Source organism: Streptomyces sp. NBC_00647, from assembly GCF_045207245.1.
Taxonomy (GTDB): domain Bacteria; phylum Actinomycetota; class Actinomycetes; order Streptomycetales; family Streptomycetaceae; genus Streptomyces.
In genome coordinates, this window is record NZ_CP109040.1 from 6,057,585 (window position 1) to 6,071,281 (window position 13,697).

The following is a 13,697-nucleotide window of genomic DNA, read 5'->3' on the forward strand; positions in this document are numbered from 1 at the left end:
GGGCGTCTCAGCCCCGCCAGGGCAGCTCCGCCGTGATCCGGGTCGGGCCGGCCACCGGCGAGTCCACCACCAGAATCCCGTCCACCGCGTCGAGCCGCTCCGTCAGTCCCGCGAGGCCCGACCCCTCGGAGACATCGGCCCCGCCGACGCCGTTGTCGGCGACCTGGATCATCAGCCGGTTCTCGACCCGCCACACATCCACGGTCGCCCGGGTGGCCCGCGCGTGCTTGCTGATGTTCTGGAGCAGCTCGGAGACGGTGAAGTAGGCGATCCCCTCGATAGCGGGCGCCGGCCGCGCCGGCAGATCCACCTCCACCTGCACCGGGACCGTGCACCGCGAGGCCACCGCGGACAGCGCGGCGTCGAGCCCGCGGTCGGTCAGCACCGCCGGATGGATACCCCGCGCGAGATCCCTCAGCTCCTGCAGCGCCGTCTTGACCTCGCCGTGCGCCTCGTCCACCATCCGGGCCGCGGCCTCGGGGTCCTCGGTCAGCTTCTCCTTGGCGAGCCCCAGGTCCATCGCCAGGGCGACGAGCCGGGCCTGCGCCCCGTCGTGCAGATCGCGCTCGATCCGGCGCAGGTCGGCGGCGGCCGTGTCGACCACGACCCCCCGGTCCGACTCCAGCTCCACCACACGCGTGGCCAGCCGCGAGGGGCCGAGCAGCCCGTGCACCATCAGCCGGTCCACGGTCGTCAGCGCCCGCACGATCCACGGGGTCGCCATCGTGAAGAGCAGCCCCACCAGCGCGGTCACCGTGATCTCGAACGGGTTGTCCAGATAGATCGAGTGCGTCCCGTCGCCGTAAAGCTGGAGTCCGTCCTGACCGCCGTACATCGGGAAGATCCAGAACCACAGCGGATAGGTCAGCAGCGCCCACCCGTACGCCCAGAAGTTCAGAGCCACGACGAAGGAGAACACCGACCACGGGAACTGGACCACCGCGTACAGCAGGTGCCGCCACGACGTGCCGCTCTTGAGCACGGCGCCCATCCACGCCATCGCCCCGTGCTTCTTCATCCTCAGCGGCTCGGGCTCGGCCACCTCGACACCGAGCAGCCCGCGCGCCCGCGCCCGCTCCAGCGAGCCGAAGCCGCGGCAGCCGGCCAGCGCCGCGGCGAGCACCGGGATGCCCAGGAAGGTGATCAGCAGCCCCGCGCCGAGCGAGACCATCGTGACGGCGAACGTGAACATGATGATCCCGAGCGGCAGGCCCAGCATCACGTAGCCGAACTCACGCCAGCTGCGGGCCTCGATCGGCGCCCGCAGCGGGGCCGGAAGGCGATGCCGCCGCTCGCCGGCACCCGCCCCGCCGAATCCGGGACCGCTCCGGTGCCCGTATCCGTGTCCGTAGTCCGTGGCCATCGGTCCGTCCGTTCTCTCGTCTCGCCCTGCGCCTCGACTCGTCCCGCGCGTCGGCTCGTACCTCAACCCTGCCGTCCGGGACGCCCGCCGGACATGGAGCGGATCGGCGTCTTGGACCGGGGGTTTTCCCTACCCCCGGCGGACGTGGGCGGGCCCGCTCACTGCGTGGGCTCGTTCTGCCGGTCCCGCCAAGGGAGTTCGGCCGTGATGACCGTCGGGCCGCCCACCGGAGACTCGACGACGAACAGTCCGTCCACCGCGCCGAGCCGGTCCGCGAGCCCCGCCATGCCCGTACCGCCGTCGAGGCCCGCCCCGCCCCGGCCGTCGTCCGAGACCTGGATGAGCAGGCGCTCGTCCGTCCGCCAGACGTCGACGGCCGCGGACCTCGCCCCGCTGTGCTTGCTGACGTTCTGCAACAGCTCGGAGACCGTGAAGTACGCGATGCCCTCGATGGCGGCGGCGGGCCGCGTCTCCAGTTCGGCCGTCACCTTCACGGGCACGGTGCACCGCGAGGCGATCGCGGACAGAGCGGCGTCCAGACCCCGGTCGGTGAGGACCGCCGGGTGGATGCCACGGGCCAGATCACGCAGTTCCTGAAGGGCGAGCTTCACCTCGCCGTGCGCCTCGTCGACCATCGACGCCGCGGCGTCGGGGTCCTCCAGGAGCTTCTCCTTCGCCAGGCCGAGCCCCATCGCGAGATTGACGAGCCGGGCCTGTGCCCCGTCGTGCAGATCGCGCTCGATCCGGCGCAGGTCGGCGGCGGCCGTGTCGACCACGACCCCGCGGTCCGACTCCAGTTCGGCGATACGGCGCTCCAACTCGTCGGAGGGCGACAGCAGCCCGCGCACCATCGCCCGGTCCACGTTCGTCAGCCCGCGCGCGATGAACGGCAGCACCGGCCACAGTACGAACAGCGACACGAGCGTCACCGTGAAGGTGGCGATGCCCCAGGGCAGCCGTATGAGGTCGTACAGCACCGCCCGCCAGCCCACCGGGTCCTTCAGGCTCGACCACAGCCAGCCGAAGAAGCCGGTCCTGCGCACCGGCAACGGGCTCGGCTCGTCGATCCGCAGCCCCAGCAGCCGCCGCGCCCGCGCCCGCTCCAGCTTGCCCAGTTGCCGCGAACCCCGCAGTCCGGCCGCGAGCAGCGGCAGTCCGACGACGGTCACGGCGAGCCCCGCGCCCGTGGCGAGCATCGTCACCACGTACACGAACCCGATGATCGAGGCCGGCAGGTTCACCAGGAGATGGGCGATCTCCTTCCAGGTCTGCGGGTCGAGGGCGAGGCGTACGGCGGGCGGCCGGTCACCGTCGGACGGATCGTCCGGCGGACCGGCGGGCGTGATGCGTTCGGTCATATCCGCTAGCCTGCCCGGCGGCGCGCCGCCGCGCCATGAGGTGGGCCGCCGCGATGCACTGGGGAAAACCCCACCCTCAGGGGTGACAGGTGTAGGTGACGACGAGGTAGTGCCGGGACACGTTCACACCGTGAGACGTGAACGTCTCCCCGGTGGTCAAGGGATGGTCGAGGCGTGACGGGCTGCTTACGCTCTCTTTAGCAGGCCCTAGACTCCCGTCCGTACAGATCGTCGAACACGGCGCATCACAGAGTGCGCGACGGCGCACGACGGGGCGCAACGAGGTCAGGGAGTGAGGGGCTGACGTGCCGGAACCGACCGTTGTCACGGCGACCGGAACTGTCGTCGCGGCGGACTACTTCCAGTCCTACTCGGTCGTCGGACTGCTCGTCGTGGTGGGCGTGCTGTTCGTCGCCGTCGCCTTCGGGGCCGGCCGCCTGCTGCGGCCCGTGGTCCCCACCCCCGAGAAACTCCTGACGTACGAGTGCGGCGTCGACCCCGTCGGCGAGGGCTGGGCCCACACCCAGGTCCGCTATTACGTGTACGCCTTCCTCTACGTCATCTTCGCCGTCGACTCGATCTTCCTCTTCCCCTGGGCCACGGTCTTCGCCGCTCCCGGCTACGGCGCCGCGACGCTCGTCGAGATGTTCATCTTCCTCGGCTTCCTGGCCGTGGGCCTGCTGTACGCATACAAGAAGGGCGTCCTGACATGGACGTGACCCCCTCCGCCCCGGACCAGCCGGTGCTGCTGCCCGAGCCGAAGCGGCTCGGCGCGCTCGCCCGCCTCGCCCCCGAGCCCATGAAGGTGGTCCTGAACTGGGGCCGCCGCTACTCGCTCTGGGTCTTCAACTTCGGCCTCGCCTGCTGCGCGATCGAGTTCATCGCCGCGTCGATGGCCCGCCACGACTTCATCCGCCTCGGCGTGATCCCGTTCGCGCCGGGCCCCCGCCAGGCCGACCTGATGGTGGTCTCGGGCACGGTCACGGACAAGATGGCGCCCGCCGTCAAGCGCCTGTACGAGCAGATGCCCGAGCCGAAGTACGTCATCTCCTTCGGCGCCTGCTCCAACTGCGGCGGCCCCTACTGGGACTCCTACTCCGTCACCAAGGGCGTCGACCAGATCATCCCCGTCGACGTCTACGTCCCCGGGTGCCCGCCCCGGCCCGAGGCCTTGCTCCAGGGCATCCTCAAGCTCCAGGAGAAGATCGCCCGGGAGTCGCTGGGGGAGCGCTACGGGTCCGACGCGCCGCGACCGTCGGCCGCCGCGCTCCAGAGCGGCCTGGTGAAGCCACCGGCCCCTTCGGCGACGAGCGTTCCGGGGACGGATGCGACCGCCCCCGGTGAGGAGGACCGATGACCGTCGGCTGGCTCCCCGGCCCCGCCGAGGAACTCTTCGGCCCCGACGCCACGGCCGAGGAGTCGTACGAGGTCCTGACGGTCGACGTACCCCCGGCGTCCTGGATCGCGGCCCTGGAGACGGCCCGTGACACGCTGGGCTGCACCTATTTCGACTGGCTGAGCGCCGTCGACGAACCCGGCACGGGCTTCCGCGTCTCGGCCCACGTCGTGGCCCTGTCCCCGGTACGCCGCCTCCTCGTCCGTACGACCGTCCCGCACGCCACCCCGGTCCTCCCGTCGGCGGTCTCCGTCTACGCGGGCGCCGCCTGGCACGAGCGCGAGACGCACGAGATGTTCGGCGTGGCCTTCGAGGGCCACCCCGGCCTCGACCCCCTGCTCCTGCCGGAGGGCTTCGAAGGCCACCCCCTCCGCAAGGACTTCGTCCTGGCCGCCCGCGTCGCCAAGGCCTGGCCCGGCGCGAAGGAACCCGGCGAGTCCGAGCACGGCGGCCCCAAGCGTCGCCAGATGCTTCCGCCCGGCGTTCCCGACCCCAACGAATGGGGCCCTCTCAAGGGCCAGCTCCCCCCAGCTCCGTCCCGTCCCGCCCGCGGCGCGGCCCGCCCCGCCGGCGACCGCCCGGTGCGCAGGGCCCGCACGGCGGGGGAGGGATCGGCCAGCCAGACGCCGGCCGCAGCGGCCTCCGCACCTGCCGACGCGAGTGCGGCCGGCCTGGCCGCCGGGGCGACCGCCGGGGCGACGGACACGGGTGCGGCTTCCGCGGGGGCGGGTGCCGCCTCCGGTGCGGAGGCGGCGCGGCCGGCGCGCCGAGCCCGCAGCGCGAGCCAGGGCTCGGCGACCCAACGAGCACAACAGACGACGCCCTCCGATCCGGCGTCCGCCGCGGAACCGACGCCTGCCGCGGAACCGACGCCTGCCGCGGAACCGACGCCTGCGGTGGAGCCGACGGCTGCCGCGCAACCGACGGCTGCGGTGGAGCGGATGCCCGCGGTGGAGCGGACGCCCGCGGTGGAGCCGATGCCCGCGGTGGAGCCGACGCCTGCGGTGGAGCCGACGGCCGGGGCGGAGCCCTCGGCTCCCTCCGAGCCGACGGCTGGTGTGGAACCGGCGGCTCCGGCTGAGCCGACCTCTCCGGCCAGTGGCCCTCGGGCAGCCGAGCCCGACTCGGCGACCAGGCCCGTCAGAAGGCCTGCCGCACCGCGCAGCTCCGACGCTCCTTGGCACCAGGCGAAGCCCGCGTTCGACGACCCGGAGCCGAAGGCGGCGCGGGGACCGGCGCCTGAGGCGACGCCCGAGTCCAAGCCCGAGGGGACGCCTGGACCGACCCCTGAGGCGACGCCCGAGGCGAAGCCCGACGCGAAGCCCGACGTGACGACTGAGCCCGCCCCGGATTCGGGGAGTGAGGCAGAGCCCCGGCAGGAGCCCGAGCCCCGGCGTGAGCCCGAGGCCCGACAGGAGCCCGAGCCCCGGCGGGAGTTGGAGCCCGACTCCGAGACCGACCCTGACTCCGAGTCCAAGCCGGCGCCCGACTCCGAGCCGGTGTCCGAGTCCGAGCCGGCGTCCGATCAGGAGCCGAACGCGGAACCCGGCCCCGGTTCGAAGCCCGCCCCCACTCTCGGTTCGAAGCCCGCCCCCACCCCTGACGACCCCTCCGGAGGTACGCAGTGAACGACGCTCTCGACGTCGCCCTACGCCTCCTCGTCGTCTTCGTCGTGTTCCTGACGTTCCCCCTGATCGTCGGCCAGACCGAGCACAAGGTGATGGCCCACATGCAGGGCCGCCTCGGCCCGATGTACGCGGGCGGCTTCCACGGCTGGGCCCAGCTCGTCGCGGACGGCGTGAAGTTCGCCCAGAAGGAAGACATCGTCCCCGCGGGCGCGGACCGCCGTATCTTCCAGCTCGCCCCCGCCGTGGCCCTCCTCCCGTACCTCCTGGTCCTCCTCGCCATCCCCATCGGCCCGGGCGAGGGCGCGGTCGGCGAGGTCGTCGACGCGGGCATCTTCTTCGTCCTCGCCGTCATGGGCGTGGGCGTCCTCGGCTCGCTCATGGCGGGCTGGGCGTCGGCCAACAAGTTCTCCCTCCTCGGCGGCCTCCGCACCGCCGCCCAGCTCCTCGCGTACGAGCTCCCGATGCTGCTGACCGCGGCCTCGGTCGCGATGGCGGCCGGCACGGTCTCGCTCCCGGGCATCGTGGACGCCTTCGAGTGGTGGTGGCTGCCCTGGCAGATCGTCGGCGCGATCGTGTTCTTCGTCGCCGGCCTCGCCGAACTCCAACGGCCCCCCTTCGACATGCCCGTCGCCGACTCCGAGATCATCTTCGGCGCCTACACCGAGTACACCGGCCTGCGCTTCGCGCTGTTCCTGCTCGCCGAGTACGCCGGAATCGTCGTCCTGTGCGGCCTGACCACCGTCCTCTTCCTGGGCGGCTGGCACGGACCCTGGGGTGCCGACGGCCTCGGCTGGGTCTGGACGCTCCTGAAGGCCGCGATCCTCGCCTTCGTCGTCATCTGGCTCCGCGTCACCTATCCCCGCCTGCGCGAGGACCAGCTCCAGAAGCTCTCCTGGACCCTCCTCGTCCCCCTGTCCCTCGCCCAGATCGCCCTCACCGGCATCGTCAAGGTGGTGATCGCGTAACCATGGCCCCCATCCCTGGCTCCGGCCTCGCCAAGGGCCTGGCCGTCACCCTCCGCACGATGACGAAGAAGACCGTCACCGCGCAGTACCCGGACGCCCAGCCCGAACTCCCGCCCCGCACCCGCGGCGTCATCGGTCTCTTCGAGGAGAACTGCACGGTCTGCATGCTGTGCGCCCGCGAGTGCCCGGACTGGTGCATCTACATCGACTCCCACAAGGAGACGGTCCCGCCGGCCGCCCCGGGTGGCCGCGAGCGCAGCCGCAACGTCCTGGACCGCTTCGCCATCGACTTCTCCCTGTGCATGTACTGCGGTATCTGCATCGAGGTCTGTCCTTTCGACGCGCTCTTCTGGTCCCCGGAGTTCGAGTACGCGGAGACCGACATCCACGAACTCACCCACGAACGCGACAAGCTCCGCGAGTGGATGTGGACCGTCCCGGCCCCGCCGGCCCTCGACCCCGGCGCCGAGGAACCCAAGGAGATCGCCGCCGCCCGCAAGACCGCCGATAAACTCGCGGCCGAACAGGCGGCACAGACAGCGCAGGCGGCACAGGCAGCACAAGCGGCGCAGACCGAGCAGGCTGGGCCGACCCAGACCGAGCAGGGTGGGCAGCCGGAGCCCCCGGCCACGCCCTCCTCCGGTCCGCAGGAGGGACAGTCGTGACCTTCGCAGCAGCCACGGCCACGGCGGCCCACGCGGCCACCACCGTCGCCTCCGGACACCACGGCTTCCTCTCCCCGACCGGCGTCGAGATCGCCTTCCTCCTCGTCGGCCTGGTCACCTTCGGCGCCGCGCTCGTCACCGTCACCACCAAGCAGCTGGTGCACGCCGCCCTGTGGCTGGTGGTGACCCTCGGCGGCCTCGCCGTCGAATACCTGCTGCTGACAGCCGAGTTCATCGCCTGGGTGCAGGTCCTCATCTATGTCGGTTCCGTCGTCGTCCTCCTGTTGTTCGGTCTGATGCTCACCAGGGCCCCGATCCGCCGCTCCCCGGACGCCGACTCCGGCAACCGCTGGGCCGCCCTGACCGTGGCCGTCGCCTCGGCCGGCGCCCTGGTCTGGGTCGTCGTCGACGCCTTCCGCACCACCTGGGTCGACCTGAACGGTGCCGCCGCCGGTTCCACCGAGGTGACCGGAGCGAGCCTCTTCCAGAACTGGGTCCTCCCCTTCGAAGCGCTCTCCGTCCTTCTCCTCGCCGCCCTGGTCGGCGCGATCGTCCTCTCCCGCAAGGCGAAGGCGGACGCCGCGACGAGCACCCCGCGCGTCCCCGGCAGCCGCAGCGGCAAGCAAGACAAGGAAGGTGTCCGCTGATGCACCTCGCCTATCCCGCCGTGCTCGCCGCCCTCCTTTTCTGCACGGGCCTCTACGGAGTCCTCGCGCGCCGCAACGCGATCCTGGTCCTGATGTCGGTCGAGCTGATGCTCAACGCCGTCAACCTGAACCTCGTCGCCTTCGACGTCTGGCTCTCCAAGGCCGCCCGCGACACGCTGCACTCCGGCCAGGCCCTGACCCTGTTCACCATCGCCATCGCCGCCGCCGAGATCGGCATCGGCCTGGCGATCGTCCTCGCCGTGTACCGCAACCGCGGCACCTCGGACATCGACAAGCTCCGCGACACCGCCGAGGGCCACGGCCCCGACGACCCCGACAGCGACGCCCCCGCGGCCGAGAAGGCTGAGGCCACCGCGTGACCACGACCACCCTCGCCGTCCTCGTCCCCCTCCTTCCGTTCCTGGGCGCCGTCGCCGGACTCCTCCTCGGCCGCACGGCCCCGGGCTTCGTCCGCCCGCTCGCCGTACTGCCGCCTCTCGCGTCGCTCGTCCTCGCCGTACTGGTCGCCGTGGACCAGGCCGGCGGCCAGGCCATCGACACGCACACCGAACTCACCCCGACCGGCTCGGTCCCCATCGAACTGAGCCTGCACATCGACGGCTTCGCCGCCCTCGTCGCCGTACTCGTCGGCGTCGTCGCCACCTGCGTGCAGATCTACTCGACGGGCTATCTGCGCGACGACCCGCGCTACCCCTCGTACGCCGCTCTGGTCTCCCTGTTCACCTCCGCGATGCTGCTCGTCGTCTACTCGGGCGACCTGATGGTGCTCCTGGTCGGCTGGGAGATCATGGGCATCTGCTCCTACTTCCTGGTCGGCCACTACTGGGAGACGCCCGAGGCCCGCGCCGCGTCCATCAAGGCCTTCCTGGTCACCAAACTCGGCGACGTCCCCTTCCTCATCGGCCTGTTCGCGCTGGCCACCGACGCCGGCTCCTTCCAGATCACCACGGTCCTCGGCACCGTGGCGAGCGGCGGACTGCACCACCCGACCCTGGTCGCCCTGCTGCTCCTCGCGGGCGTCGCGGGCAAGTCGGCGCTGTTCCCGCTCCACACCTGGCTGCCCGACGCGATGGCGGGCCCCACACCCGTCTCCGCGCTGATCCACGCCGCGACGATGGTCGCCGCCGGCATCTACTTCGTCGCCCGGCTCCTCCCCGTCTTCCAGGCCTCCATGGCCGCGATGGTCGTCCTCGCCGTCATGGCCGGTGTCACGATGGTCGGTTCGGGACTCGCGGCACTCGCCCAGGACGACATCAAGCGCGTCCTCGCCTACTCGACGATCGGTCAGCTCGGCTACATGGCCGGCGCCCTCGCCGTCGGCGACCGCGGTGCCGCCGTCTTCCACCTCCTCGCGCACGGCGCCTTCAAGGCGCTGCTGTTCCTCGCGGCCGGCGTGATCATCCACGCCTCCGGCACCAACTCCCTGGCCGTCATGTCCCGTATGAAGGACCTGCGCGCCCGAGTCCCCGACGCCTACTGGACGATGACCGTGGCCCTGCTCGCGCTCGCCGCGATCCCTCCCTTCAGCGGCTTCTTCTCCAAGGAAGCCGTCCTCGGAGCCGCCGAGCACGTCGCCACCGGGCACACCGAGCAGGCCCCCGGAGCCGCGGGCTGGATCGTCCTGGTGACCGGTCTGATCACCGCCGTCCTCACCGCCGCGTACGCCACCCGGCTGTGGCTGCTGGCCTTCCGCGGGCACGGAGCCGAGGCTCCCGACCACGGCAGGCAGCCGGTCACCATGACGGCCGTGCTCTGGGTGCTCGCCGTCCCGTCGCTCGTCTTCGGCCTGGCGATCGGCCCGCTGCCCGACTGGTTCGACGGCCGTGACCTGACACCGGTCCTCACCACCTCGGTGCTCGGCACAGGGCTCGCCCTGGTCGGCGTGATCGTCACCTACGGCGCCTGGCGGCACACCACCGCCCTGGCGGCCCGCAGACCGATGGGTGCGGTCGCGGCCCACCCCGGCGCCGATGCCGGACAGGTCGAGGCCGAGGCCATCGCCGCCCACGAACCCGCCTTCGGAGACGTGGCCTACGCCCCCGACCCGGCGGACCCGGGCCGACTGCTGCTCGGCCCCCTGCACCGCCACGCGGCCGTCGGCTTCCACCTCGACGCCGTGTACACCGTGCTGTTCGTCCGCCCGGTCCAGGCCGGAGCCTCGCTCGTCCGGTTCCTCGACCGGGAGGTCGTCGACACCTATGTACGCGGTGCGGGCGCCCTACCCCGCTGGCTGGGCACGGCCGTACGGCGTGCCCAGACCGGCAATGTGCAGACCTATGTGAGCGCGCTGCTCGCCGGCACCGTCGTCCTGGTGGTCGCCGCCCTCCTCGTCGCCACGGGAGCGTGAGCACGCGTGATCGATATCAGTGAATCCGTGATGCAGATTCTTCTCGCGTTGATCGTCGTCGGCCCGCTCATCGGGGCCGCCGCGGCCCTTCTGCCGGCCCCGCCCGGGCTGAAGGGGAAGTCGCCCGAGCAGGCGGTGCTGCGGCACGGTGTGACCGTCACCGGTTTGGTGCTCATCGCCGCGATCGTCCTCGCGCTCGGCTTCGACCACGACCAGCCGTCGAGGATGCAGGCCACGACGGACATCAGCTGGATCCCGGCACTCGACGTGCGGATCCACCTCGGCATCGACGGCATTTCCCTCCCCCTTCTGGTCCTGACCGCGCTGCTGACCTTCCTCTGCGCGCTGTACTCCTACTTCAAGATGCCCGCGGGCCCGACCCCGAAGGCATTCGTCGCGCTGCTGCTCGTCCTCGAGTCCGGCACGCTCGCGACCTTCGCCGTCCTCGATCTGCTGCTGTTCTTCCTCGCGTTCGAGATGGTGCTCATCCCGATGTACTTCCTCATCGCCCGGTGGGGAGGTGCCCAGCGCCAGGCCGCTGCCTGGAAGTTCATCCTCTTCACCCTGCTCGGTTCGGTCGTCATGCTGCTCGGCCTGCTCCTGATCGGAATCAAGGCGGACACATTCGACATGGTGGCACTCGCCACTGACAACGGCCGGTCGCTGACCACATCCGTGCAGGTCATCGCCGCTCTGGCGATCGGGATCGGGCTCGCGGTCAAGACGCCGATGTGGCCGCTGCACAGCTGGTTGCCGGACGCCCACACCGCCGCTCCGACCGTCGGCTCGGTCCTGCTGGCCGGCGTCATGCTGAAGATGGGCACGTACGGATTCGTCAGGATCCTGCTGCCGATCACCCCGGACGGCTTCCGCACCTTCGCCCCCTACCTCGCCGCCTTCGCCGTGGTCGGGATCATCTACGGCTCCCTGGCCTGCCTGGCCCTCGCCAAGCAGGGCGCGAAGGGCGACCTCAAGCGGCTCATCGCCTACTCCTCCGTCGGCCACATGGGCTTCGTCCTGCTCGGCATCTCGACAATGACCCCGACCGGCGTGAACGGCGCGCTGTTCGCCAACATCGCCCACGGCCTCATCACCGGCCTCCTCTTCTTCCTCGTCGGAGCGCTGAAGGACCGCACGGGCACCACCGACCTCGACACCCTCGCCGAGGAGACGGGCGCCGCGCTGTACGGCAAGGCCCCACGCCTCGGCGGCCTGCTGGCCTTCGCCGCGGTCGCCTCGCTCGGGCTCCCGGGCCTCGCCGGGTTCTGGGGCGAGATGCTGGCGCTGTTCGGAGCGTTCGAGCCCGCCGCCGGCCTCAGTCGTCCCGCCTATCTGACATTCATGGCGATCGCCGCGCTCGGCACCCTGCTCACGGCCGCGTACATGCTCATCGTCGTGCGCCGCGTCTGCATGGGCGGCACATCGCAGGAGGCACCGAAGCTCGCCGACGTCCAGAGCTACGAGTTCGCCGCCTGGACGCCACTCGTCGCCCTCACCGTCGTCGCCGGCCTGTGGCCCCGGGTCCTCCTCGGCCTGACCGACCCGGCCGTACAGCAGCTCCTCGCAGGAGGCACCCGATGAGTTCCCTGGTCCAGTCCGTCGACTGGCTCGCCATCGCGCCGCCCACCCTCGCGGCGGTCGTCGGACTCGTCGTGCTCGTCGCCGACCTCTTCATCGGCGACGCCCGGAAGGCCGTACTCGGCTGGGTGTCCGTGGCGGGCCTGGCCGCCTCCGCGCTGTTGCTGCTGCCTCTCCTGGACGGCGACCGGGCGACGTTCTGCCTGACGGGTGACGCGGACACCTGCAGTTACGTGGCGGACCGCTTCACCCTGGTCATCCAGCTCCTGGTGCTCGGCGGCGCGCTCCTCGTCGCGCTGCTGTCCGTCACCGCTCTGAAGGACGCCGACAAGGAACTCCCCGAAGGGGAGTACTGGTTCCTGCTGCTCTCCTCGGCCGCAGGCGCCGCCCTGCTGCCCGCCTCCCGCGACCTCGCGACCCTCATCGTCGCCCTGGAGGTCGCCTCGCTGCCCGCCTTCGCGCTCGTCGGCATCAGGCACGGCGACAAGAAGTCCTCGGAAGCGGCCCTGAAGTTCTTCCTGTCCTCCGTCACCGCGACCGCGGTGAGCCTGATGGGGGTCAGCTTCGTCTACGCGACGACCGGCAGCCTCTACCTCACCCGGATCGCGGACGGAATCCAGCACGTCGACGGACAGTTCCACACCCTCGCCCAGACGGGCGTCGTCCTCACCCTCGTCGGCTTCGCCTTCAAGACGGCCGCCGTGCCCTTCCACTTCTGGGTGCCCGACACCTACGTAGGGGCACCCTTGCCGATCGCCGCCTACCTGTCGGTCGTCGGCAAGGCGGTCGGCTTCTCCGGGCTGATCCTCGTCACCGTCGTCGCCTTCCCGTCGTACGCCGATGTCTGGGGCCCGGCGCTGGCAGCGCTGGCGGCCCTCACCATGACGGTCGGGAACGTCGGCGCCCTGCGGCAGAGGGCCACGCGCGCGTACAGCGCGGTACGGCTGCTCGCCTGGTCCTCCGTCGGACAGGCCGGATACCTCCTGGTCCCGATCGCGGCCGCCGCCTACTCCAAGGACGCCGAGAAGGCCATCGGCTCCACGGTCGCGTACGCCCTCATGTACGCGGCCGTGAACCTCGGCGCCTTCGCCGTGGCCGCCCTGGTGGCCCGCAGAAGTCCCCTGAACCGCATCAGCGACTACCGGGGTCTGTACGCCGAGAGCCCCCTCTCCGCGCTGGTCCTCGGCTTCTTCCTGCTCTGCCTGGCCGGCCTGCCGCCGGGCATCATCGGTCTCTTCGCCAAGGTGACGGTCTTCTCCGCGGCCGTCGACGCCGGGCTCGGCTGGCTGGCCGTCGTCATGGCCGTCAACGTGGTGATCGCGCTCTTCTACTACCTCCAGTGGACGACGCTGCTCTTCCGCGCTCCCGAGGGCGAGCCCGGCACGTACCGCGCGCCCGCTCCGCTCACCGCGGCCATCGCCCTGACGGCCGTCCTGGGCATCGTCCTGTCAGGTGCGCCCCAGCTGATCCTGCGCTTCTCGGCGACCGGACTCTTCTGAATCGGGGGCCGGTTCCTCCGCCCGGGACAACCCGGTTTCTCCACCCCGGCCAAGAGGCACGCGCGCGCGTGGACCACCGTTCGATTCACCCGGACGGCCCACGTTCCAGGCCGTGCGCACAAGGGAACTAGTGCTCTCCGTCTGGCGTTGACCAGTACGGGAGGGTCCACTGAAGAGTGGAAGCAGAGCATCAGCAAGCAAAGGGTTCCCCTGCCGCACCACTTGGAGGG

Annotated in this window: 12 protein-coding genes; 10 read left to right on the forward strand and 2 right to left on the reverse strand. The window is 71.3% G+C overall.

Annotated elements, in window-relative coordinates; genetic code table 11:
• Nucleotides 1-7 precede the first annotated feature (7 nt).
• Both OG788_RS26660 and OG788_RS26665 read right to left on the reverse strand, forming a co-directional pair.
• Nucleotides 8-1,363 carry a sensor domain-containing protein gene (locus OG788_RS26660; protein WP_351542559.1) on the reverse strand — a complete coding sequence of 452 codons (1,356 nt, stop codon included), beginning with the start codon at nt 1,361-1,363 and terminating at the stop codon, nt 8-10.
• 158 nt (nt 1,364-1,521) lie between these two features.
• Nucleotides 1,522-2,721, reverse strand: a complete 1,200-nt coding sequence (locus OG788_RS26665; protein WP_406373956.1) for a sensor histidine kinase — start codon at nt 2,719-2,721, stop codon at nt 1,522-1,524.
• 305 nt (nt 2,722-3,026) lie between these two features.
• Between OG788_RS26665 and OG788_RS26670 the strand changes: the two genes are divergently transcribed.
• Genes OG788_RS26670 through OG788_RS26715 form a run of 10 tightly spaced genes read left to right on the forward strand, consistent with a single transcriptional unit; the run spans nt 3,027 to nt 13,467 of the window.
• Nucleotides 3,027-3,440, forward strand: a complete 414-nt coding sequence (locus tag OG788_RS26670; protein WP_406373958.1) for an NADH-quinone oxidoreductase subunit A — start codon at nt 3,027-3,029, stop codon at nt 3,438-3,440.
• Nucleotides 3,431-4,078 (forward strand): NADH-quinone oxidoreductase subunit B family protein, encoded by a 648-nt coding sequence (locus OG788_RS26675; protein WP_356753360.1) that lies wholly within the window; start codon nt 3,431-3,433, stop codon nt 4,076-4,078. The genes OG788_RS26670 and OG788_RS26675 overlap by 10 nt, the downstream gene beginning before the upstream one ends.
• Nucleotides 4,075-5,745: an NADH-quinone oxidoreductase subunit C gene (locus OG788_RS26680; RefSeq protein ID WP_406373961.1), complete on the forward strand. Its 1,671-nt coding sequence runs from the start codon at nt 4,075-4,077 to the stop codon at nt 5,743-5,745. Before OG788_RS26675 ends, OG788_RS26680 begins: the two co-directional genes overlap by 4 nt.
• Nucleotides 5,742-6,710 (forward strand): complex I subunit 1 family protein, encoded by a 969-nt coding sequence (locus tag OG788_RS26685; protein WP_351542564.1) that lies wholly within the window; start codon nt 5,742-5,744, stop codon nt 6,708-6,710. Before OG788_RS26680 ends, OG788_RS26685 begins: the two co-directional genes overlap by 4 nt.
• A gap of 2 nt (nt 6,711-6,712) precedes the next feature.
• Nucleotides 6,713-7,375 (forward strand): NuoI/complex I 23 kDa subunit family protein, encoded by a 663-nt coding sequence (locus tag OG788_RS26690; RefSeq protein WP_406373963.1) that lies wholly within the window; start codon nt 6,713-6,715, stop codon nt 7,373-7,375.
• Nucleotides 7,372-8,022, forward strand: a complete 651-nt coding sequence (locus tag OG788_RS26695; RefSeq protein ID WP_406373964.1) for an NADH-quinone oxidoreductase subunit J — start codon at nt 7,372-7,374, stop codon at nt 8,020-8,022. The genes OG788_RS26690 and OG788_RS26695 overlap by 4 nt, the downstream gene beginning before the upstream one ends.
• On the forward strand, nt 8,022-8,402 hold the full coding sequence (gene nuoK, locus OG788_RS26700; RefSeq protein ID WP_351542567.1) for an NADH-quinone oxidoreductase subunit NuoK: 381 nt from the start codon (nt 8,022-8,024) through the stop codon (nt 8,400-8,402). The genes OG788_RS26695 and nuoK overlap by 1 nt, the downstream gene beginning before the upstream one ends.
• Nucleotides 8,399-10,390, forward strand: a complete 1,992-nt coding sequence (locus OG788_RS26705) for an NADH-quinone oxidoreductase subunit L (RefSeq protein WP_406373966.1) — start codon at nt 8,399-8,401, stop codon at nt 10,388-10,390. The genes nuoK and OG788_RS26705 overlap by 4 nt, the downstream gene beginning before the upstream one ends.
• Before the next feature lie 6 nt (nt 10,391-10,396).
• Nucleotides 10,397-11,971 carry a NuoM family protein gene (locus OG788_RS26710; protein ID WP_406373968.1) on the forward strand — a complete coding sequence of 525 codons (1,575 nt, stop codon included), beginning with the start codon at nt 10,397-10,399 and terminating at the stop codon, nt 11,969-11,971.
• Nucleotides 11,968-13,467, forward strand: a complete 1,500-nt coding sequence (locus OG788_RS26715; protein WP_406373970.1) for an NADH-quinone oxidoreductase subunit N — start codon at nt 11,968-11,970, stop codon at nt 13,465-13,467. The genes OG788_RS26710 and OG788_RS26715 overlap by 4 nt, the downstream gene beginning before the upstream one ends.
• Nucleotides 13,468-13,697 lie beyond the last annotated feature (230 nt).

Bases quoted from the DNA above. Each gene is read 5' to 3' on its own strand.
- OG788_RS26660 (WP_351542559.1), bottom strand. From the start codon at position 1,363: ATGGCCACGGACTACGGACACGGATACGGGCACCGGAGCGGTCCCGGA.
- OG788_RS26665 (WP_406373956.1), bottom strand. From the start codon at position 2,721: ATGACCGAACGCATCACGCCCGCCGGTCCGCCGGACGATCCGTCCGAC.
- OG788_RS26675 (WP_356753360.1), top strand. From the start codon at position 3,431: ATGGACGTGACCCCCTCCGCCCCGGACCAGCCGGTGCTGCTGCCCGAG.
- OG788_RS26680 (WP_406373961.1), top strand. From the start codon at position 4,075: ATGACCGTCGGCTGGCTCCCCGGCCCCGCCGAGGAACTCTTCGGCCCC.
- OG788_RS26690 (WP_406373963.1), top strand. From the start codon at position 6,713: ATGGCCCCCATCCCTGGCTCCGGCCTCGCCAAGGGCCTGGCCGTCACC.
- nuoK (WP_351542567.1), top strand. From the start codon at position 8,022: ATGCACCTCGCCTATCCCGCCGTGCTCGCCGCCCTCCTTTTCTGCACG.
- OG788_RS26715 (WP_406373970.1), top strand. From the start codon at position 11,968: ATGAGTTCCCTGGTCCAGTCCGTCGACTGGCTCGCCATCGCGCCGCCC.